This window comes from Micromonospora sp. FIMYZ51 (genome assembly GCF_038246755.1).
Lineage (GTDB): Bacteria > Actinomycetota > Actinomycetes > Mycobacteriales > Micromonosporaceae > Micromonospora.
The window spans coordinates 1840456-1861395 of record NZ_CP134706.1 but is presented as its reverse complement, the minus strand read 5'-3'; the positions used below and the strand labels follow the sequence as shown (position 1 = coordinate 1861395).

Sequence of the window (20940 nt, the reverse complement as noted above, 5' to 3'; positions counted from 1 at the left end):
CCCGCTCAGCAGAAATGGCGCAGCAGCGTGGCGACCCGGCCCGGGTCGAAGGCCGCCGGATCGAAACCGTCCGCCACCCACTCCCGCATCGCCGCGTGCTCGGGATGCTCCGGGTCCGCCAGCGCGGCGAGCAACAGCAGATAGCCCTGCGGCCCGCCGACGTCCTCCGGTGGCCCGGCCCGCTCGCCGTCCAGGCAGGTCGGATAGCGCTCGTCCGCCTCCGCGGTGAAGACGTCCTCCACCAGCAGGTCGTGCTCCCACCAGTCGCCGAAGTCGTACGTGTAGTGGAACCGGCTGCCCTTGCCGAGCACCGTGTCCAGCCGGATGTCCAACTCGTCGTGCACGGCCAACTCGCCCTGGGGATCAGGCTCGCCGTACTGCGCGCCGTCGATCTCGAACGCATGCAGGTGGCAGTCCCGCCAGCCGATGGCATGCTGCACCACCCGGTGTAGGCGGTCCAGGGTGTATCCACCGGGCACGAGCACCCGGCGCCAGATCGTTGGCCGTACTCCCGCCAGGGCGATCCTCAGCTGGAAGATCTGACGCGGCATGCTGTCCCATCCTCCCTCGGCATAGGCTGCGAGCATGATCTGCCGAGCGTGCCGGACGCGGCGGCACGACGACTGCCCGGGCCGGAACTGGTGCGACTGCCAGCACCGTACCCCTCGACCCACCCCTCCGGTCACCGGTCCGGCAAGCGAATAACGTCGCGGCCCCGATTTCGCCGCCGCTGCGTCCGATCCTGCGCGCCGACAAACGCCGGTCGGTCTCACGCCCGGAAGGGCGTCGGTGGCGCGCCCGGAAGTGACCGTCGGTGTCACGCCCGGAAGTGACGGTCGGGCGAAACGTGCACGCCGGGCCGGGCCGGCTCACTACGGTGAACCGGGATCGGCAGCTGCCGGAAGGCGAGGGCGTTGGCGCGCGAAGTGGTCGAGCTACGGGTGCACGGAGTCTCCGGCGCCTCCGCCGAGGAACTGCTCGATCACCCGGTGGTGAGCCGGGTCGCCGGTGACACCAACGCTGGCTTCTACCGCCCCCGACCCGGGTTCGGGATCAGCGACCGGCCGGGCGAGCTGAAGGTGGAGGCGTACCGCTGGGGAGCGCTCACCGCAGGCGCCGCCGTACGGACGCTCTCGCTGCTTTTCCTGCTGCCGTTCATGCTTGTCAACCTCGCCCCCTGGGCCCGGCCGGCGACCGGCGGGAGCGGCGGGCTGATCGGCCCGCTGTGCCGGTTGCTCGCCGCCACCCTGACCGCCGCCTTCGTCCTGTCCATCGTGGGGGTGACCGTCGACATCATCGGCTGGCAGTGCGTGCCCTACCGGCCCTGCATTCAGGGGCGCGGTTATCTGGCCTGGCTGGCCAAACTGCCCCTCGGACCGCGACTGGCGCTGCTCGCGCTGGTGCCGATCGGCGCGCTGCGGCTGCTCTGGTGGCTCGGCGAGCGCTCCGCCCGGGCGTTCGAGGCGTTCCCCGCCAGCCGCGGGCAGGACCGCACCAGTGGTGGCGAGGACCGCATCGACCTGCCCGGCTTCTGGAACGACGCCCTCGTGGTGCGTCGACTGCGCGCCATCCACCTCGCGATCGGTCTCGGCACGCTCGCCACGATGCTGCTCGGCGCGCAGCTGTACATCCACCCCACGCCCGTGGCGTACGTCATCTACGTCCTGGCCTGGCTCCTGCTGGCAGCCGGCGCCGTCCTGCTCTGCCTACCCGCCCGGTTCCCGGCCGAAGTGCCGGGCCGTGGCCCGGTCGACCTGCGTGGCATCCGGACCCTGCGGCTGGCCGCCGTCGGGCTCGCCGTGCTCGCCGTGCTCTACACGGCGGTGCCGTTGGAGCGAGAGCCACCACGCGGGCAGCTTCCCAACTACGAGGCCGCGGTCGCCCTGCTGGTCGCGATCCAGGCTGGCCTGCTGATCGCCCTGGTCGTCACCACCATGCACCAACGGCGCCGTAGCCGGGACATCGGTTCGTCCCGGATGAGCGGACTGGCCACCCCGGTGCTCGCCATGGCGTCGATCGCCGCCGCGTCCGGGTTCGCCGCCGCCCTGGTCTACCGGGTGGCCGACTTCCTGGACCGGGGCGACATCCCGAACCCGGTTCGGCCGAACCAACCCGGCGCGCCGCCGCTGGAACCGCCGGTCACCTACCGGTGGGCGGCCCTGGCCGGGCTGGCTGCGATCCTGATCGTCGCCGCCACCGTCCTCTGGCGGAGCCTGGCCACCCGGCGTCGGCGGCGGCGGCGCGCCGACGAGATCGTCCGGCGGGACTTTCCCGACCCGCCGCCGGAGGCGATGGCCCGATGGACCGCCGTGCGGGACGTCGTCGCCCGGTCCGCGCTCGCCGAGCAACTGGGACCGGTCTTCATCACGTTCCTGGTGCTGTCGTTGCTCGGGGTCACGATGGCGGCGCTGGACCTGCTCGGCATCGGGCCGTCCCAGTTCAACGAGGAACTGGCCAGGAAGGACGGCAACCTGAGCAACGAACTCGCCCTGCTGACCGACATCGGGATCTACGTCATCGGACTGATCGCGCTCGGGATCCTCGTAGTCGGGCTGCTCTCCTACCGCTCGGAGGGCACCCGGCGTACGGTCGCGGTGATCTGGGACCTCGGCACCTTCTGGCCGCGTACGGTGCATCCGTTCGCACCACCCTGCTACGCCGAGCGGGCCGTGCCGGAGCTGGCCAAGCGGACCATCGCGCTGAGCCGCAAGGGCGGGGTGATCCTCTCCGGGCACTCGCACGGCTCCGTCATCGTCACCGCCACCGTGCTCCAGTTGCCGCCGGAGGTGCTGCCCCGGGTGGCGCTGCTGACCCACGGCAGTCCGCTGCACCGGATCTACGCCCGGCTCTGTCCGGCCTTTCTCGGCGACTGGGTGCTGCACGAGACCGGCGACCGGATCGGCTGGCGCTGGGTGAACCTGTGGCGGGACACCGACCCGATCGGCGGTCCGCTCTTCTCCGCACACTGGCCCGGGCAGCACCCCCGGGTCTCCGGACCGGCCGGCACCGTCGACCGACGGCTACGCGACCCGCAGGCCGTCACCGTGCCACCGGACGACACCGTGCCGCCGTCGATCGACCAGCACTGGCCCTACCACACCGACCCGGCGTACGAGGCAGCCGTGCGGGAACTCGCCGGCCGGCTCGCCGACCGCACCGCCCCCGAGTCGCCACCGAGAACGCGGCGCTGAACCGCCACCCGGGGTAGAGGTGTCGTCGCGGTACGCGGTCACCGTGCGGCCCCGACGTGTCCTCCGCCGCGTCGCGTGGCGGCCTGTCGTACTCCTCCGGCAGGATGCAGGGCGTGCCGCCCGCGACGACCAGCCGAGGAGAAGCTGCCCGATGACTGACGAGGGGTTCGACGGCCCGGGCGAGGGGGTCGGTCGGGTGCTCGGCACCGCCGACGCCACTCCGCTGCAATTCTGGACGGCGGTCTCCCCCGGCAGCTACCTCCAGCTCGACGACGTCGTGGTGACCCGCCGTGAGCTGCCCGACCGGGAGCCGGTGACCATCGCCGGCGTGGTCACCCAGGTCCGGGCCCGGCACGAGGGCGCCCAGTTCGACTCCGACGTGTTCGCCATCGCCGACGGCACGCTGCCCGCCCAGGTGCAGGAGGCCGCCGAGATCACCACCACCCGGGTCGACCCGGAGTTCTACGTGCCGCCGCAGCCCGGCGCCGTGGTGCACCGGGCCGAGGGTGACGCCCGGGCCCGGGCGCTGCACTTCGACCGGATGGAACGACGGGTCCCGATGGGCATCGGCCGCGACGGGGTGCCGGTCTACCTCAACGCCGACTTCCTCGACGGCACCCGGGGCGCACACGTCTCCATCTCCGGCATCTCCGGGGTGGCCACCAAGACCAGCTTCGCCACCTTTCTGCTCTACTCGGTCTTCCGCTCCGGGCAGTTGGGCGGTGACGCGGTGAACGCCAAGGCGCTGATCTTCAACGTCAAGGGCGAGGACCTCCTCTTCCTCGACCATCCGAACGCCCGGCTGGACGACACCACCCGGGCCGCGTACGCCCGGCTCGGTCTGGTCGCCGACGCCTTTCCCGACGTGCGGGTCTACGCCCCGCCCCGGGTCGGTGACTCCGCCGGCACGCCCGACGTGCACAACCGGCTGACCGGCGTGGACGCCTTCTACTGGACGCTCACCGAGTTCTGCGAGAAGCGCCTCCTGCCGTACGTCTTCGCCGACGCCGACGACGAACGCCAGCAGTACACGATGGTGGTGCACTCGGTCGCCGCCCACCTGGCCCGCTACGCCCAGCCCGCCGACGGCGGAGTCAGCATCGACGGCACCCGGCTGGGCAGCTACGAAGACCTGGTCGACCACATCGTCGAGCAGCTCAGCGACGACGAGACCCGCGGCGACTGGGCCGGCAGCGCGGTCGGCCTGGGCACGGTAAACGCCTTCGCCCGCCGGTTGATCGGCAGCAAGAAGGACCTGTCCCGGCTGATCCGGGGCGACCTGGCCACCCGCCGCCCGCACTCGATCAACACCGCCGAGTCGGCCCAGGTCACCGTGGTCGACCTGCACAACCTGCCGGATCGGGCGCAGCGTTTCGTGGTGGGCGTGACGCTGAAGACCGAGTTCGACAACAAGGAGAAGCAGGGCGCCAAGCCGCTGCTCTTCGTGGTGCTCGACGAGCTGAACAAGTACGCCCCCCGGGAAGGCTCCTCCCCGATCAAGGAGGTGCTGCTCGACATCGCCGAGCGGGGGCGTTCGCTCGGGGTCATCCTGGTCGGCGCGCAGCAGACCGCCAGCGAGGTGGAGCGGCGCATCGTCACCAACTCGGCGATCCGGGTGGTGGGCCGGCTCGACCCGGCCGAGGCGTCCCGGCCCGAGTACGGCTTCCTGCCACCGGCACAGCGGCAGCGGGCGCTGCTGGCCAAGCCGGGCACGATGTTCGTCAACCAGCCCGACATCCCGGTCCCGCTCTGTTTGGACTTCCCCTTCCCGGCCTGGGCCACCCGGGTCTCCGAGGCGGGCACGGCACCGTCGCAGACGCTGCGCTCGCTCACCCAGTCCGCCGACCCGTTCGCGGTGGTGGCCTCCGGCGGCGGCGCCGACGACGACATCCCGTTCTAGGCAGGAGGCGACGGCGAGCGTGAGCGCGAGGAGTGCAGCGAAGCGGAGCCCCGCAGTCGCGAACGAAAGGCTGGCACCGGTGAGCGCGAGGAGTGCAGCGAAGCGGAGCCCCGGCTGGCGTGGCCGCGAGTGGCCGGGCGGATCGTGCCCCGTGGTCGCGAACGAAAGGCTGGCCCAGTGAAGATCCTGCACACCTCGGACTGGCACGTCGGCAAGGTCCTCAAGGGGCAGTCGCGCGCCGAGGAGCACAAGCAGGTGCTGGCCGGCGTCATCGAGATCGCCCGGCGGGAGCGGCCCGACCTGGTCGTCATCGCCGGTGACCTCTACGACACCGCCGCGCCGACCGCGGAGGCGACCCGGCTGGTCACCCGGGCGCTCACCGCGCTGCGGCGTACCGGCGCGGACGTGGTGGCCATCGGCGGCAATCACGACAACGGTCCGGCGCTTGACGCGCTGCGCCCGTGGGCCGAGGCCGCCGGCATCACGCTGCGCGGCGGGGTACGCGAGGATCCGGCGGAACACGTCATCGACGGCACCACGGCCGGCGGGGAGCGGTGGCGGCTGGCCGCCCTGCCGTTCCTGTCCCAGCGGTACGCGATCCGGGCGGTGGAGATGTACGAGCTGACCGCCGCCGAGACCACCCAGACCTACGCCGACCACCTCGGCCGGATCCTGACCCGGCTGACCGAGGGCTTCGACGAGCCGGACCGGGTGCACCTGGTCACCGCGCACCTGACCGTGGTCGGTGCGAGCACCGGCGGCGGCGAGCGGGACGCGCACACCGTCATGGGTTACGCGGTGCCCGCCTCGGTCTTCCCCGGCACCGCACACTACGTGGCGTTGGGGCACCTGCACCGCGCCCAGCGGGTGCAGGGGCCGTGCCCGATCCGCTACAGCGGTGCCCCGTTGGCGGTGGACTTCGGCGAGCAGGAGAACGTCGCGTCGGTGACCCTGGTCGAGGTCACCGCGAGCACGGCGGCGCGCGTCCGGGAGGAGCCGGTGCTCGCGGCGACCCCGCTGCGTACGGTTCGCGGCACGCTGGCCCAGCTCGCCGAGATCACCCCGCCGGAGGGCTGGCTGCGGGTGTTCGTACGCGAGCAGCCCCGGGCCGGGCTGCGCGAGGAGGTGCAGGAGTTGCTGCCGCGCGCACTGGAGATCCGGATCGATCCGGAGCTGGTGCCGGCGCCGGGCAGCGGCACCCGGGTGGCTCAGCGCGCCGGCCGCACGCCCCGCCAACTCTTCGCCGACTACCTGGACAGCCGGGGGCACGCCGACGAGGGTGTCCGGGAGCTCTTCGACGAGCTGCTTGAGGAGGTCGAGCACTGATGCGGCCGATGCGGCTGGACCTGGCCGGCTTCACCGTCTTCCGCGACGAGACCACGATCGACTTCACCGACGCGGACTTCTTCGCCCTGGTCGGACCGACCGGCTCCGGCAAGTCGACGGTGCTCGACGCGATCTGCTTCGCGCTCTACGGCACGGTCCCCCGCTGGGGCGGCACCCGAGGGCTGGGCAACGCCCTGGCTCCGTCGGCGACCGAGGCACGGGTCCGGCTGGTCTTCGAGTCGGCCGGTGCCCGCTACGTCGCCACCCGGGTGGTCCGGCGCGACGGCCGGGGCAACGTGAAGACCGCAGGCGCCGGGCTTCAGCTGATGCCGGACGGCTTCGACGTCACCAAGCTGGACACCGGCCTCAGCCCGGAGGATCTCGGCGAGGTGGTCGCCGGCACCCCGGCCGAGATGGACGCCGCGGTGCTGGCGGCGGTCGGCCTGCCGTACGAGCAGTTCACCAGCTGTGTGGTGCTGCCGCAGGGACAGTTCGCCGATTTCCTGCACGCCCGCCCGGCCACCCGGCAGCAGATCCTGGTCAACCTGCTCGGTCTCGGCGTCTACGAGGAGGTGCAGAAGCGGGCCACCACCCGGGCCGGACAGGCCGAGGCGAAGTTGGAGACGGTCGACCAGTTGCTCGCCGGCCTCGCCGACACCGACGATGCCACGCTGGAGCGGGCCACCGAGCAGCTCGACCGGATGCGGGAGCTGGCCGAGGCGGTGACCGCCGCCGTACCGGAGCTGGACGCGGCGCGGGCGGCGGCGCGCGAGGTGACGGCGGCGCTGGCCGCGCTCGACGCCGAGCTGGCCGAGCTGGCGGCGGTGCGGGCGCCGGACGGGGTGACCGAGCTGGCCCGGACGGTGGCCGAGGCGCGAGCCGAGGCCGACGCGGCGGCCAGCGCGGTCCTGCTCGCCGAGGAGCGCGAGGAGAAGCTACGCGGGGAGTTGGCCGCCACCGACGACGAGAGCACGCTGCGGTTGCTGCTGCGGGCGTACGCCGACCGGGAACAGCTGGCCGGTCAGGCGGAGCAGGTGCAGGCCGTGGTGGCGACGGCCGGCGCCGAGCACGAGGCGGCGGCCGGCGCGCTGGCGCAGGCGCGGTCGGCGGCCGACCGCGCCGAGCAGGAGCTGGCGGCGGCCTTCCAGGCGCACGAGGAGGCGAAGACCGCCGATCAGGCGGCGGCGCTGCGGGCGCAGCTGGCCGACGGGGACGCCTGCCCGGTCTGCGCGCAACCGGTCGCCCGGGTGCCGGCGATGCCGGCCGGTTCGGCGGTGGCCCGCGCGGTGGCTGCCGGCAAGGCCGCCCGGACCGCGAGCGAGGCCGCCAAGCGGCTGCTGGCCGAGCGGGACGCTGCCGCCCGCGAGTTGGACCGGGTGCTGCTGCGCGCCCGCGCCGAGCACGACGGCCTCCAGGCTCGGCTGGCCGAGTTGGACGAGCGACTGGCCGGTGCGGCAAGCGTCGAGACGCTACGCGAGCGGCTGGCCGAGCAGGCCCGGCTGCGGCAGGCGCTGGACGAGGCGGCCGGTGCGGTACGCGCCGGCCGGGACGCCGCGCGACGGGCCCGGGGCACGGTGGATGCCGCGCAGGAGCGGCTGCGCGCGGCGTGGCGGCGCTTCGACAGCACCCGGGACGGGCTGGCCCGGTTCGGTCCGCCGGCCGCCGACCGGGACGATCTCGCCGCGGCCTGGACCGCGCTGGCGGACTGGGCGGGCGCGCAGGCCGAGCGGCGCCGCACGGAGCGGGCCGCGCGGGCGGCGGCGGTCACCGAGGCCGAGTCTGCGGCGACCGCGGTGGCGGGCCGGATCGCCGCGCTCTTCACCGCGGCCGGGCTGCCGGCCCCGGACGATCCGGTGCGCGCCGCCACGGTCGCGCACGAGCGGGCCGAGGCCGACCGGCGTCGGCTGGTGGAGCGCCGCGAGCAGGCCGTCGAGCTGCGCGAGCAGCGGGCCGAGCACGAGCGCCAGGCCCAGGTGGCGCGGGCGTTGGCCGGGCACCTGCGGGCCAACAACTTCGAACGCTGGCTGCTGGCCGAGGCGCTGGACCTGCTTGTCGACGGGGCGTCGGGGATCCTGCGGGAACTCTCCGGCGGCCAGTACGACCTGGTCCACGACAAGGGCGAGTTCTTCGTCGTCGACCACCACGACGCCGGCCTGCGCCGGGGGGTGCGGACCCTCTCCGGCGGCGAGACGTTCCAGGCGTCCCTGGCGTTGGCGCTGGCGCTCTCCGAGCAGCTGGCCGGGATGTCCACCACCGCCGCCAGCCTGGAGTCGATCGTGCTTGACGAAGGCTTCGGCACCCTCGACGCGGCCACCTTGGACACGGTCGCCGCCACCCTGGAGAATCTGGCCGCCCGGGGCGACCGGATGGTCGGCGTGGTCACCCACGTGCCGGCGCTGGCCGAGCGCATCCCGGTGCGTTTCGAGGTACGCAAGGACGCCCGCTCGGCCCGGGTCGAACGGACCGGCCGGTGAGGATGCGGTGAGCCAGTTCTTCGTCGACACCTGGGATCCGGCCTACGGTGCCTCGTTCGAGGCGTCGGCCGCCGGTCCGGCCGCGCCGAGCAGCGCCCAGGTGGAGGCGGACCACGAGCTGCCCGCGGTGGACTGGCAGGCGATCGGCCCCCGCCCCGGCGTCCGGGCCCCCGACGTGGTGCTGCTTGTCGACGGGGTACGCCGGATCGACGCCAGCGTCTGGACGGCCGAGGAGGACGGCACCTCCTTCCCCGGCCTGGCCGCCTCGTACGCCGCCGGGGTGGTGCGCTGCGACCTGGAACGCGGTGCCGCCCAGTTGGCCGGTGCCAAGGTCGGCCGGGGACTCTTCACCGCCAGCCCGTCGGCGACCGATGTGGTCGCCGGCAACGTCCGCTATCCGGTGCACCGGGTCAGCGGCACCGGGGAGCTGGCCAAGCTGCCGGCCGCGGTGCAGGGGCCGCTTACCGCCCTGGAGGTGGAGGTCTCCAATGCCGCCCGCACCGACGGCGACCTGCTGGTGGTGGACGGTCCGTTGCGTAACCGGCGGCAGTTGCCGCGCACCCTCGGCTACATCAAGACCCAGCACAGCCAGTACCTCGACGCGCGGCTCAGCACGGTGGTCACCGGCCTCGCACCGGGTCACCGCTCGCCGGTGTTCCGGCTCGGCACCGCCTGGGGCGGCTGGTCGTGGTATCTGCGGTTGCCGGTGGCTGCCGGTGCGCCCTGGGCAGGCATCGTCCGGATGGAGTGCTCGGCCGAGCTGGACATCGCCGAGGCGGTCGGGCTGGCGGACCTGTCGCTTGTCACCCTGCCCCGGTTCGCCTCCACCCCGTACAAGGACCCCCGGGCACCGCAGAACCTGGTGCCGATCGCCGGGCTGGAACGCCTGCTGCGCTCCCGGCTCGGCGACGCCCGGCTGTTGCACCGCGCGTTGACCGCCGCGGCCCGGACGGCCGCCGCGCGAGCCGGTCGCTGATGGGCCGCCGCCGCGACACCGACCGGATCGCCGAGCGGGTCGACACCGGCCTGGCCGAGCTGATGCCGGACGCGGACCGGCCCGGCTCGTGGACGCTGTCGCTTGATGGTGCGCCACAGTCGCACGTGGACCTGACCGACCCGACGCACCTGGAGTTCGAGTACGTCCGTCGGCTCGCCGCGGCGCTCGACCTGGTCGCGCCCGCCGGTGCACCGCTGCGGGTGCTGCACCTGGGCGGCGGCGCACTGACCCTGCCCCGGTACGTCGCCGCCACCCGTCCCGGCTCGACGCAGCGGGTGGTCGAGGTGGACGGTGCGCTGGTCGAGCTGGTGCGGCGGGCGTTGCCCTGGCCGGCCGACTTTCGGCTGAAGGTCCGGGTCGGCGACGCCCGCGCGGTGCTCGCCACCACCCGGGAGGACAGCTACGACGTGGTGGTCGCCGACGTGTTCGCCGGTGCCCGGACCCCGGCCCGACTGACCTCGGTGGAGTACGCCGCCGAGGTGGCCCGGGTGCTGCGCCCGGCCGGCTGGTACCTGGCCAACCTCGCCGACGGCCCGCCGCTGCGCTACGCCCGCGGCCAGGTCGCCACCGTACGCGCCGCACTGCCCCGGGCCTGCCTGATCGCCGACGCCGGGGTGCTGCGCGGGCGCCGCTACGGCAACCTGGTGCTGGTCGCCGGCCGCCACGAGCCACCGGTGCCGGCGTTGGCCCGGCGGGCCGCCGGTGACTGGTTCCCGGGCCGGGTGCTTGCCGACGCGGAGCTGGACCGGTTCGTGGCGGGTGCCACGGTGGTCCACGACGAGGCCGCCACCGACTCCACACCGCCGCCGCCGGGAATTTTCTCCGTCCGGCGTTGATCCGTTCCGGGAATCCATGCGTACCACTCGGCAGCCATGCCCGTGGGGGGACGGCTTCTGTCCAGCGACATCCGGAGGTCTGCATGCACGCACTGGCGGCCGGTTGGCACGGCGACCGGGTGCGGGTGGACTGGATGTCCGCCCGGTCCCAGTCGCGGCCGACCACGTCCACCCATGGGGTCGACTCCCGCGCCGCGTCTCGCCAGAATAGCCCGGTGACGCCGCGACCCGCCCCTGGCCGCCACCAGGCTACGACCACCGAGGCCGCCCACTCCGACCAGCTGATCCGCACGCTCTACGCGGAACACGCCGGGCCGCTGCTGATGTTCGTGATGCGGCTGACCGGTGGCGACCGGCAACGGGCCGAGGACATCGTCCAGGAGACGCTGCTGCGGGCCTGGCGCAACGCCCACCGGCTCGGCACGCAGGGGCAGGGGTCGCTGCGACCGTGGCTGGTGACGGTGGCCCGACGCATCGCCATCGACGAGCACCGCAGCGAACAGGCCCGCCCGGCCGAGACGTACGACCGGGATCTGACCGCGTTCGCCGAGTCGGACAGCACCGACCGGGTGCTGCGCTCGATGACGGTGGCGGACGCGTTGCGGACGTTGAGCCAGTCGCACCGGGAGATCCTGGTCGCGACGTACTTTCGAGGTAGGACGGTGCCGGAGGCGGCCGAGGAACTCGGGTTGCCGCTGGGCACCGCGAAGTCACGGGTTTACTACGCGCTGCGCGCCCTGCGCACAGCTCTGCAGGAAAGGGGGGTGACGGAATGAGCCGGGTAGACCACATGGACGTCGCCGCGTACGCGCTCGGCGTGCTTGACGAACAGGACATGGAGCGGTTCGAGGAACACCTCGCCTCCTGCTGGGCGTGCGCCGCCGAGCTGGAGACGATGGTGCCGGTGGTCGGGTTGCTCTCCGACATCGACGCGGAGTCGATATCGGTGTTGGAGCAGACCCAGTCGAATCCGGTCCTGCTCGACCGCACGCTGGTGGCGATGCGTACGCACCGGCGCCGGGCCCGGTTGCGTCAGGTCTTCGCGACCGCGGCGGCGGTGGTCGTCTTCGGCGGGCTGACCGGCGTCGGATTCGCCAGCCTGAGCGCGGAGAGCACCCCGCCGAGCCTGGGGTCCGGCCAGAACACAAATGCGCCCGTGGAGCCGTCGAACCCCGGTTCGGGCCGGCCGGGCCCGGGGTTCGGCGGCAACGAGCAGGAGGGCGAGCAGGTCGACGTCACCGACTCGGCCACCGGGGTGGAAGGCACGTTCTTTCTCGACTCGCGGGACTTCGGCACCATGGTCGCCTTCACCCTGAGCCGGCTGCCCGGCCCACGGGAGTGCCGCCTGGTGGTGGTGCGGGAGGACTCCAGCACCGAGGTGGTCTCCAGCTGGTCGGTGCCGCCGGGCGGGTACGGCACCAACAGCAACCCGACGGCACTCACCCTGTACGCCGCCACCTCCACCAAGCTGGACGACGTGAAGCAGTTCCAGGTGGAGCAGGTCGACGCCAAGGGATCGGCAAGCACCCTGCTGACGGTGCCCGCACCCTGACCAGGGCGCAGCGAAGGGCCCGCCTCCACACTGGAGGCGGGCTTTCTCGTTCGCATGACCGGTGTCGGCCGACGCGCGGTGTCTGCGTGATCGGTTGGCCTACCGAAGTGTCTGCGTGATCGGTGTTGGCCGACACGCAGTGGGACGAGGTTCGGTTCAACCGGTTCGCTGTGAAATTAGCCACCGATCGGCATTCAACCTTGACACTGCCTCGCCACGTACTTCCCGGTGACTGTCAAGCATGAGGAGGGCACGTGGCAAAGATCAAGCGGACCGTTGTCGTCGCGAGCGCCATGGTCGCGCTCACGGCCTGCGCTCCCGCAGGCTACGAAGACGGAACGAACGCCGGCGCGGCCGAGCCGGTAGCCGTCGCCGCGGCCGAGCCCACCGTGACCGTGGACCCCGAGTCCAGCGCGACGCCGGGTGCCTCGGCGTCCCCCGGCGCGGAGGCCGAGGTCGACGCTCCCCTGCCCGACGGCGTCGAACTGACCGTGAGCCTCACCGGCAAGAAGTTCGACCGGATGGGTAGCGCGGTAGTCAACCAGGACGGCTTCATCCTCTACCGCTTCGACCGCGACACCAACGACCCGCCGTCGTCGAACTGCGTCGACGAGTGCGCCGAGGTCTGGCCGCCCGCGTTGACCGACGGCAACCCGAAGCTCAAGGGCGTCTCGGACGACGCCGTGGGCACCATCACCCGCGAGGACGGCACCCGCCAGATCACCCTCGACGGCTGGCCGCTCTACACCTACATCGGTGACAAGAAGGCGGGCCAGTGGAAGGGCCAGGGCGTCGGCGGCACCTGGTTCGTGGTCAACCCCGACGGCAGCAAGAACCTGGAATGCCTGCCCAAGGGCACCCCGAAGGCGGTCGCCCCGCCGTCGAAGACCAAGTCGGACAGCTCGGACTCCGACTACTCGTACTGAGCCGACCGGCAGTTGGCCGGCCGTCGCCCGCAGGGGCCACGGCCGGCCATCGTCATGTCGGAGGTGCTGCCAAGCGTCTGGCTGACCGTGACCGGATCCGGCACGCCGCCGACCACCAGGTGAGAACCGGGGCGGCGGAATGATCGGTAACGCATGGCAGAGTGGGCCGGTGACCTCGACCGAGCCGGCTGCCCGCCGGAGCCTGCGCCCGCCGGAGCACTACCGGCTGGTCGCCTCGGTGCGACCGCTCACCTTCAGCCCGTACGATCCCTGCGCCCGGATCGTGGCCGGCACCCTCTGGTGGGCCACCCGCACCCCGGACGGCCCGGCCACCCTTGCCCTGCGGCCGGTCGGCGGCGAACTGCTCGCCGAGGGGTACGGCCCGGGTGGTGGCTGGGTCGTGGCGCGGGCGGACGCGATCGCCGGGCTCCGCGACGACCTGGCCGGCTTCGCCGAGCTGGCCGCCGGCCACCCGGTGGTGGCCGAGCTGGCTAGCCGGCACCCGGGGCTGCGGATGCCGGCGACCGGGCTGGTCTTCGGCCGGGTGCTGCGGGCAGTCTTCGAACAGAAGGTCACCGGCAAGGAGGCCTACCGGGCGTACGCGGCGACCGTCCGCCACTTCGGGCAGCCGGCCCCCGGGCCGGCGGGACTGCTGCTGCCACCGGAGCCGGCCGCGGTGGCCGCCACCCCGTACTGGGTGTTCCACCCGTTCGGCGTGGAGCAGCGCCGGGCCGACACGCTGCGCCGCGCCGCCGCAGTGGCCGACCGGCTGGAACGCTGCGCCGACTCCGCCGAGGCCAGCAGGCGGTTGACCGCGATCGCCGGCATCGGCCCGTGGACCGCCGCCGAGGTGGTCCGGGTGGCGTACGGCGATCCGGACGCGGTAAGCGTCGGCGACTACCACGTACCGAACACGGTCGCCTGGGCGCTGGCGGGCGAGCCGCGCGCCGACGACGCCCGGATGCTGGAGCTGCTGGAGCCGTTCCGGGGGCACCGGGGCCGGGTCTGTCGGCTGCTGGAGACCGCCGGCATCCAGGCGCCGAAGTTCGGCCCGCGCGCCCCCATCCGCTCCTTCGCCCACTTCTAGGCCCGTCCCGACGGCGCTCGTTCCGACCGCGCGGGCGTCGTTTCAGGCGGCTTCGTGCAGGTCGGCCAGGCTGACCGGGGCAACCCGGCGCAGCAGTTCCGCCAGCTCGGTCACCGAGCCGACCTCGCCGAGCACGTTCTTACCGCCGCCGAAGCGGCGGGGATAGCGGTGAACCAGCCGGTAGACGTACCGGCCCCGGATCAGCTCGACGCTGACCCGCCACCGGCCACAACACCCGCACACCCACTCCGACACCTCGCGAAAGTAGCTCTGACCTGCGGTTTTGCGATTCACCCGAGCGGTACGCGACGACTCGTCCCGGGACACGCCACCCAGCGGGCGACAGTGATCTGGCTCACCGTTGTCGGTGGTGTCTGGTTGACTGTCGCCGTGAAGCTGCCGATCAATCCGCCCGTGGAGCCGATGCTGGCCCGCAGCGTCGCCTCGATTCCCACCGGCCCGGGCATGACCTACGAGCCCAAGTGGGACGGTTTCCGCTGCATCGTCTTCCGCGACGGTGACGAGGTGGAGCTGGCCAGCCGGGGCGGCAAGATGATGACGCGCTACTTCCCCGAGGTGGTCGAGCAGGCGCTCCGGCAGCTGCCGGAGCGCTGCGCGGTCGACGGTGAGCTGATCGTGATCCGGCGCGACGGGCCGAGCGGTCAACCCCGGCTCGACTTCGAGCTGCTGGCCCAGCGCATCCACCCGGCCGCGTCCCGGGTGAAGCTGCTCGCCGAGACCACCCCGGCCGACTTCGTCGCCTTCGACCTGCTCGCCCTCGACGGCGAAAGCCTGCTCGACGCGCCCTACCCGGCCCGCCGTGCCCGGCTGGAGCAGGCCCTGGCGGCGGTGCGCCCACCGGTGCACGTCACCCAGGTCACCACCGACGCCGAGACCGCGCGCCGCTGGTTCGACGTGTTCGAGGGCGCCGGGTTGGACGGGCTGATCGCCAAACCCGCCGACCTGCCGTACGAGCCGGGCAAGCGGCTCATGTTCAAGGTCAAGCACGCCCGCACCGCCGACGCCGTGGTGGCCGGCTTCCGCTGGCACAAGTCCGGCCCGGTGGTCGGCTCGCTGCTGCTCGGGCTCTACGACGACGCCGGGGTGCTGCACCACGTCGGGGTGAGCGCCTCGTTCACCATGGCCCGCAGGGCCGAGCTGCTGGAGGAGTTGGCCCCCTACCGGGACGCCGGGGCGGAGCACCCGTGGGTGCACGGCGACCACGAACGCGGCCAGCGCATCCCCGGCGGGGTCAGCCGGTGGACCGGCACCAAGAACCTGGAGTGGGAGCCGGTCCGCCCGGAACTGGTGGTGGAGGTGGCGTACGACGCGATGGAGGGCGACCGGTTCCGGCACACCGCCCGGTTCGTCCGCTGGCGGCCCGACCGCGACCCGCGCTCCTGTCGGTACGACCAGTTGGAGCGGCCGATCCGGTTCGACGTGGACCAGGTCCTGCGGGGCGATCCGGCGGTCCCGGTCGGGTCCCCGCCCGACTCCGCGTAGCCTGGCGGTCGACTCGATCACGGAGGCTAGCTCGTGACCCGTACTTCCGACCGGATCCGTCGCTTCCGGTTAACGCTGGCCGGCCTGACCGCCGCCGTGGTGCTGACCGCCGGTTGCACACTGCCGGCGTTCGCGCCGCGCGGCGGCGACGTCGAGCCCGAGGCCGCCCCGCCGGGCACCGCACCGACCTGGCAGTCCTGCTCGGAGGTGCCCCGAGAGGTGGTCGGGCGCACCGCGCCGGGCATGCGCTACGAGTGCGCCCGCATCAAGGTGCCCCGCGACTGGACCAACGGCAACACGGCCAGTCCCGGCGGCACGGCCAGTCCCGGCGGCGGTGCCACGGCGGGTCCCGGTGCCGGTGAGACCTTCGAGATCGCCCTGATCCGGATCCGCTCCGACAAGCAGCGCGACCGGATCGGCTCGCTGCTGATCAACCCGGGCGGGCCGGGTGGGTCCGGGGTGGACACCGCCGTCTACCTCACCTTCGGCGAGCAGTTCGGTGGCCTGCCCGACGCCGTCCTGGAACGGTTCGACATCGTCGGCTTCGACCCGCGCGGAGTGTCCCGGTCCAGCCCGGTGGAGTGCATCCCGGATGCCGACCTGGACGCCACCTTCGGCTACGACCCGGATCCGGAGAGCCAGCAGTCGTTCGACGACTTCGTCGCGCTCAACCGGCAGATCGGTCAGGGCTGTGGCGCCAAGTACGGCGACCAGTTGCCGCTCTACGGCACCGAGCAGGCCGCCCGGGACATCGACGCGATCCGCGCGGCGGTCGGCGACGAGAAGCTGACCTACCTGGGCTACTCCTACGGCACGCTGCTCGGCGCCACGTACGCGCAACTGTTTCCGCAGCGGGTGCGGGCGCTGGTGCTCGACGGCGCGGTCGACCCCCGGCAGAGCCTGATCGAGGGCTCCGAGAGCCAGGCCCGGGGCTTCGAGCGGGCCTTCGGCAACTTCACCCGGTGGTGCGCGGCCAACGCCAACCGCTGCCCGATCGCGCCGGACGCCCGAGCGGCGGTCACCTCGGCAATCGACAAGGCGAAGGTTTCCCCGGTCCGCTCGGCCGACGGCCGGGAAGCCACCGCCGGCTGGGTCTTCTACGCGGTCATCTCCTCGCTCTACACGGAGTCCGGTTGGCAGCAACTGGCCCGGGCCATCAATCAGCTGGAGGAAGGTAACCCGGACGGCGTCTTCCGCCTCGCCGACGCGTACGCCGAGCGCGACGAGAACGGCCACTACACCAACCTCTTCGACGCCAACCTGGCGATCAACTGCGCCGACGAGGAGGATCGGCCGAGCCTGGAACGGATCCGCCAGTTGCAGTCGCAGTGGCGCACGCAGTACCCGTTGTTCGGCCCGGCACTCGCCGCCGGCCTGGTCTCCTGCACGGAGTGGCCCGGCGGCAGCGACCCCTACCCGAAGGGACGCGCCGACGGCGCCCCGCCGATCCTGGTGGTCGGCACCACCGGCGACCCGGCCACCCCGTACGAGCAGACCCCGGCCCTGGCCGAGATGCTCGGCGTCGGCCGGGTGCTCACCTGGGAGGGTGAGGGCCACACCGCCTATCCGCAGACACCCTGCATCACCCGGGCTGTCAACGCCTACCTGATCGACCTCACCGTCCCCGCCGACGGCACCCGCTGCCCGGCCCGCTAGCCGCAGCCCTACCTCTGCCCCCACTTGGTGGCGGCGTACGGGTGTGGGGTTGATCGGTGAGCGTGACCTGCTCGACGATGCCGGCCTGCTGTAGCGACCGGAGTCGGTCGCTGAGGACGGCCGGGGTGATGCCGCGTGCCGCGTCCGCCAGGTCCGAGAAACGTTTCGGTCCGAGGATCAATTCGCGTACGACGATAAGCACCGACAGCGCGGGACTCTCGGCTGCCCTGAGGGCAACCAGCAGAAACGAACGGCATGGCAGTTTGCCTGACCGGTTTGTGCCAGTTCTACTGGCCGCATGGTTCGGATCGCCGTAAGTGCCTCCGCGCTGCTGCTGGCCCTGGCCGGTTGCGGCGGCAGCGGTGCACGCCTGCCGACCGCCGAGGCACCGGCTCTCCGAGGGTCTGCCAGCCCGGCCAGCGCGGGCGGCAGCATCCTGGCGGGAGAGGGCTTTCAGACGCTTGTCGCAGCCACCGAGGTGCACCTTCTCGCCGCGTTGGGCGGTGAACTCGCGGTCGGCAGCGGCGGCTGCCTCGTCCTGCGCGACGCCGAGATGCGGTCGTACGTGGTGGTCTGGCCCCCGGGCGTCACACTGCTCACCGACGGCAGGATCGGCGTACGGGTGCCCGAGGTCGGCGCGTTGACGGCCGGTGACCTGATTGCCGGTGGCGGCGGATACCAGGATCTATCAACAGTCGAACACCCATCTATCCTGTATCCGCCGATTCCGCCCGAATGCACCGATGCCACGTCGAGCGTGTTGTTCGGCAGCATCAGCAGCATCGGCAGGGAGTGACGGCTTACTCCCACCGTCGCCCTGCGCCGTGTGCTCGGTTCGGACTCCGATGTCCTGGCGTTCGATCCCCTGATGTCGGGATCGCAGTACGCCACGGCGGAATGATGCCCCCACCCCCGTCGTTGTACAGGGGTAACCGCGACGACCCCAGCGCCGCCCCCGGGACCGGGCCGGAATGACCGCCCCCCCACCCGGCGTTACACATCCACCGGGACATCGCGAGCGGCCCTACCGGCCCGCGACACCCGAGCAGGGCTCACAGCCCACATCCAGATCTTCCCCCTTCGCGCGGCCACCGCGACCCCCTCGCTCGCCGCGCACACCCCCGAACGGAAGGCGGAACCCCATCATGCGTACCACCATGCTGCGTAAGACCGCCCTGACCATCGCCGCTGCCGCCGCCACCGCCGGAGGCATCGCCGCACCCGCCATCGCCGCCCAGGCCACCCCCGCCGCCGTGCCGGCCGCCGCCGTGCAGGCCGACCGCAAGCCCAACGGCGAGCGCCAACTCGACGTGCGCTACCAGGCCCAGGACACCTTCTACTACTGCGGCCCCGCCGCCGCCCGCAACGCCCTCAGCGTCCAGGGCAAGAACATCGACCAGCACGACATGGCCAAGCGCATGGGCACCACCGAAGCCGGCACCAACTCCATCAACGACATCACCCCCATCCTGAACAAGGAAACCGGCAAGAACGTCTACAAGTCCGTCGAGATCCGCGACCCCAAGGCTGACCACAAGCAGACCGACAAGCTGCGCGAAGACATCGTCCGCACCATCGACGACGGCCGCGCCGTGGTCGCCAACATCGCCGGCACCACCACCGACACCAACGGCACCACCCACAGCTTCGAAGGCGGCCACTACGTCAGCGTCACCGGCTACCGCGACGGCGGCGACCAGGTCAAGATCGCCGACTCCGCCGACCCCAACCAGGCCGAATACTGGATCACCACCGACAACCTCGCCGACTGGATCGCCACCCGCGGCTACAGCGCCACCAGCTGACACCCCGAACACCCGCAAGGGCCGACCCCCACCCAGGGTCGGCCCTTCACCACCCCACCCCCACCCCCTCCCCACCCCCAACCCCTCCCCACCCCCGCCCCACCCCGTTGATCATGAGGTTGGCGGCAGTCGTTGATCTTCAAACTGCCGCTAACCTCATGATCAACGGGGGTTTTGGTTTTGGTTTGAGGCCGGGATGGGTGGGGGTGGGGTGTCGCGGTAGAGGGGGATGAGGCGGTCGACGGGCGCTCGGTCGCCGTGGATGAGTACGGTTCCGTCGCGTTCGGCGTCCTCCAGAGGCAGGTCGCCGAAGAGCACCTCGCTCCAGGCGGTCGACTCGGCTTCCAGGGTCAACGCCGGGTCGGCGGGGACGCCCGGTCGGGCGGTAAGGATTCCGTTGACCACGGCCAGGCGATAGTTCCGCACCGGCGGGTCGGGCTGGCGGGCGTCGTACAGGCGGAGGGCGATCGCCGGTAGGTCGTCCGGCGCGGACGGCGCCATCGTCCGCATGGCGAGGACCACCGCGTCCGGGGTCATCCGCCCCCGGGTCCGGGGATCGGGGCCGGTCGAGTACCACCGCCCCAGGGACGCCAGCACCGACTCCAGCCCACGTCCCCACTCGGTGAGGACGTACGCGCGGGTGCGCGCGAGGTCAGCCAGGGTCACCTGCTCGACGATGCCGGCTTCGCGGAGCGACCTGAGCCGGTCGCTGAGCACGGCCGGGGCAATGCCCCGCACGGCCTCCATCAGGTCGGCGAAGCGTTTGGGCCCGAGGATCATCTCCCGTACGACGATCAGCGTCCACCGGTCGCCCACCAGGTCGAGAGCGTACGCCGCTCGGCAGGCGTCGCCATGATCAGCGTAGTTCCGTTTGATTGGCAACCCGCCACTCACTTTCACCAAAAAAGCATCAGCTATGTTTAAGATAGCAAGATGCAGAACATGGACACTCGACCGACGCCTCCCACTGTCGATCGCGACACCTGGCTTCGGGAACGTAACGCCCTGCTCGTCCGGGAGAAGGCCCACACGCGGGAGGGTGACGCGATCGCCGCCGCCCGTCGCCGCCTGCCGATGACCGAGATCGCACCCGTCAAGCTCATCGGCGAGCACGGCCCGACCGCGCTGCCCGACATCTTCCAGGGCCGCGACCAACTGGTCGTCTACAAGCACATGTGGCATCTTGGCAAGCCGTTCGAGGAGCAGTGCGAAGGCTGCACCCTCAGCATCTGGAACTTCCACGACGCGATCTACCTTGCGGCGCGCGGCATCGCGTTCGCGGTCTTCGGCGAGGGTCCGTACGAGGAACTGGCGCCGTTCCGCGAGTTCATGGGCTACACCCATCCGTGGTATTCGACGTACGGCGTGGAGGAGCCCGCCTTCGCCGAAAGCGGCGCCATCGCCTGTTACCTCCGTCGGGGAGACCGAGTCTTCCTGACCTACGAGACGACCGGCCGCGGCGTCGAGGCGATCATGGGCTCGCTCAAGCTGCTCGACATGACGGTCTACGGCCGACAGGAGGCATGGGAAGACTCTCCCGACGGTTGGCCCCAGGATCCGGCCTCCTACAGCTGGTGGCGCAGGGACGGGCGCCCGGTGGCACAGTGGTCCCGCCCGGACGTCACGCCGGTCCAGGCAGCGAAGCAGTCCCACTGTCACTAGTCCCACCTGCCGAACGTGAAGGCAC

At 72.2% G+C, this 20940-nt stretch carries 18 protein-coding genes; 15 read left to right on the top strand and 3 right to left on the bottom strand.

The annotated features are described in order from the left end of the window. Window positions 1-5: 5 nt before the first annotated feature. Entirely contained in the window at window positions 6-551 is a 546-nt protein-coding gene (locus tag QQG74_RS08675) for a plasmid pRiA4b ORF-3 family protein (protein ID WP_341719761.1), read from the bottom strand. Between the two features lie 363 nt (window positions 552-914). On the opposite strand from QQG74_RS08675, the gene QQG74_RS08670 reads away from it, so the two are divergent. The 10 genes from QQG74_RS08670 to QQG74_RS08625 all read left to right on the top strand — a co-directional run bounded on the left by QQG74_RS08670 (window position 915) and on the right by QQG74_RS08625 (window position 14289). Then, entirely contained in the window at window positions 915-3191 is a 2277-nt protein-coding gene (locus QQG74_RS08670) for a hypothetical protein (protein WP_341719760.1), read from the top strand. Between the two features lie 151 nt (window positions 3192-3342). Further along, the gene (locus QQG74_RS08665; protein ID WP_341719759.1) at window positions 3343-5091 is read left to right on the top strand and encodes an ATP-binding protein; all 1749 of its coding nucleotides are present in this window, start codon (window positions 3343-3345) and stop codon (window positions 5089-5091) included. A gap of 177 nt (window positions 5092-5268) precedes the next feature. Then, on the top strand, window positions 5269-6417 hold the full coding sequence (locus tag QQG74_RS08660; RefSeq protein ID WP_341719758.1) for an exonuclease SbcCD subunit D: 1149 nt from the start codon (window positions 5269-5271) through the stop codon (window positions 6415-6417). Then, window positions 6417-8891, top strand: coding sequence for an SMC family ATPase (locus tag QQG74_RS08655; protein WP_341719757.1), 2475 nt, complete (start codon window positions 6417-6419; stop codon window positions 8889-8891). The genes QQG74_RS08660 and QQG74_RS08655 overlap by 1 nt, the downstream gene beginning before the upstream one ends. Before the next feature lie 7 nt (window positions 8892-8898). Then, the gene (locus QQG74_RS08650) at window positions 8899-9867 is read left to right on the top strand and encodes a hypothetical protein (protein ID WP_341719756.1); all 969 of its coding nucleotides are present in this window, start codon (window positions 8899-8901) and stop codon (window positions 9865-9867) included. After that, window positions 9867-10724 (top strand): fused MFS/spermidine synthase, encoded by an 858-nt coding sequence (locus QQG74_RS08645; protein WP_341719755.1) that lies wholly within the window; start codon window positions 9867-9869, stop codon window positions 10722-10724. Before QQG74_RS08650 ends, QQG74_RS08645 begins: the two co-directional genes overlap by 1 nt. Window positions 10725-10807: 83 nt before the next feature. Then, the gene (locus tag QQG74_RS08640) at window positions 10808-11500 is read left to right on the top strand and encodes a sigma-70 family RNA polymerase sigma factor (RefSeq protein ID WP_341719754.1); all 693 of its coding nucleotides are present in this window, start codon (window positions 10808-10810) and stop codon (window positions 11498-11500) included. Next, window positions 11497-12276: a zf-HC2 domain-containing protein gene (locus tag QQG74_RS08635; protein ID WP_341719753.1), complete on the top strand. Its 780-nt coding sequence runs from the start codon at window positions 11497-11499 to the stop codon at window positions 12274-12276. Before QQG74_RS08640 ends, QQG74_RS08635 begins: the two co-directional genes overlap by 4 nt. A gap of 254 nt (window positions 12277-12530) precedes the next feature. Beyond that, window positions 12531-13202 carry a hypothetical protein gene (locus tag QQG74_RS08630; RefSeq protein WP_341719752.1) on the top strand — a complete coding sequence of 224 codons (672 nt, stop codon included), beginning with the start codon at window positions 12531-12533 and terminating at the stop codon, window positions 13200-13202. A gap of 169 nt (window positions 13203-13371) precedes the next feature. Further along, a complete protein-coding gene (locus tag QQG74_RS08625; RefSeq protein ID WP_341719751.1) occupies window positions 13372-14289 on the top strand; it encodes a DNA-3-methyladenine glycosylase 2 family protein in 918 nt (305 codons plus the stop codon). A 42-nt stretch (window positions 14290-14331) separates the two neighbouring features. On the opposite strand, the gene QQG74_RS08620 is transcribed toward QQG74_RS08625, so the two are convergent. Further along, complete coding sequence (locus tag QQG74_RS08620; protein ID WP_341719750.1) at window positions 14332-14544, bottom strand: hypothetical protein; 213 nt, start codon at window positions 14542-14544, stop codon at window positions 14332-14334. Window positions 14545-14679: 135 nt separating this feature from the next. On the opposite strand from QQG74_RS08620, the gene QQG74_RS08615 reads away from it, so the two are divergent. The 4 genes from QQG74_RS08615 (at window position 14680) to QQG74_RS08600 (ending at window position 19253) form a co-directional block, all read left to right on the top strand. Further along, window positions 14680-15792 (top strand): ATP-dependent DNA ligase, encoded by a 1113-nt coding sequence (locus QQG74_RS08615; protein ID WP_341721182.1) that lies wholly within the window; start codon window positions 14680-14682, stop codon window positions 15790-15792. Window positions 15793-15846: 54 nt separating this feature from the next. Further along, window positions 15847-17448: an alpha/beta hydrolase gene (locus tag QQG74_RS08610; RefSeq protein WP_341721181.1), complete on the top strand. Its 1602-nt coding sequence runs from the start codon at window positions 15847-15849 to the stop codon at window positions 17446-17448. A gap of 298 nt (window positions 17449-17746) precedes the next feature. Beyond that, window positions 17747-18244 carry a hypothetical protein gene (locus tag QQG74_RS08605; RefSeq protein ID WP_341719749.1) on the top strand — a complete coding sequence of 166 codons (498 nt, stop codon included), beginning with the start codon at window positions 17747-17749 and terminating at the stop codon, window positions 18242-18244. A gap of 349 nt (window positions 18245-18593) precedes the next feature. Further along, window positions 18594-19253, top strand: coding sequence for a C39 family peptidase (locus QQG74_RS08600; RefSeq protein ID WP_341716728.1), 660 nt, complete (start codon window positions 18594-18596; stop codon window positions 19251-19253). A gap of 162 nt (window positions 19254-19415) precedes the next feature. Here QQG74_RS08600 and QQG74_RS08595 read toward each other — a convergent pair whose 3' ends face one another. Next, entirely contained in the window at window positions 19416-20135 is a 720-nt protein-coding gene (locus QQG74_RS08595) for a winged helix-turn-helix transcriptional regulator (RefSeq protein WP_341719748.1), read from the bottom strand. A gap of 51 nt (window positions 20136-20186) precedes the next feature. Between QQG74_RS08595 and QQG74_RS08590 the strand changes: the two genes are divergently transcribed. Then, a complete protein-coding gene (locus tag QQG74_RS08590) occupies window positions 20187-20915 on the top strand; it encodes a DUF899 family protein (protein ID WP_341719747.1) in 729 nt (242 codons plus the stop codon). Window positions 20916-20940: the final 25 nt, after the last annotated feature.

Excerpts from the sequence above, each read along its gene's own strand:
- QQG74_RS08675 (WP_341719761.1), bottom strand. The coding sequence starts at position 551 with ATGCCGCGTCAGATCTTCCAGCTGAGGATCGCCCTGGCGGGAGTACGG.
- QQG74_RS08665 (WP_341719759.1), top strand. The coding sequence starts at position 3,343 with ATGACTGACGAGGGGTTCGACGGCCCGGGCGAGGGGGTCGGTCGGGTG.
- QQG74_RS08655 (WP_341719757.1), top strand. The coding sequence starts at position 6,417 with ATGCGGCCGATGCGGCTGGACCTGGCCGGCTTCACCGTCTTCCGCGAC.
- QQG74_RS08645 (WP_341719755.1), top strand. The coding sequence starts at position 9,867 with ATGGGCCGCCGCCGCGACACCGACCGGATCGCCGAGCGGGTCGACACC.
- QQG74_RS08640 (WP_341719754.1), top strand. The coding sequence starts at position 10,808 with ATGCACGCACTGGCGGCCGGTTGGCACGGCGACCGGGTGCGGGTGGAC.
- QQG74_RS08635 (WP_341719753.1), top strand. The coding sequence starts at position 11,497 with ATGAGCCGGGTAGACCACATGGACGTCGCCGCGTACGCGCTCGGCGTG.
- QQG74_RS08605 (WP_341719749.1), top strand. The coding sequence starts at position 17,747 with ATGGTTCGGATCGCCGTAAGTGCCTCCGCGCTGCTGCTGGCCCTGGCC.
- QQG74_RS08600 (WP_341716728.1), top strand. The coding sequence starts at position 18,594 with ATGCGTACCACCATGCTGCGTAAGACCGCCCTGACCATCGCCGCTGCC.
- QQG74_RS08590 (WP_341719747.1), top strand. The coding sequence starts at position 20,187 with ATGCAGAACATGGACACTCGACCGACGCCTCCCACTGTCGATCGCGAC.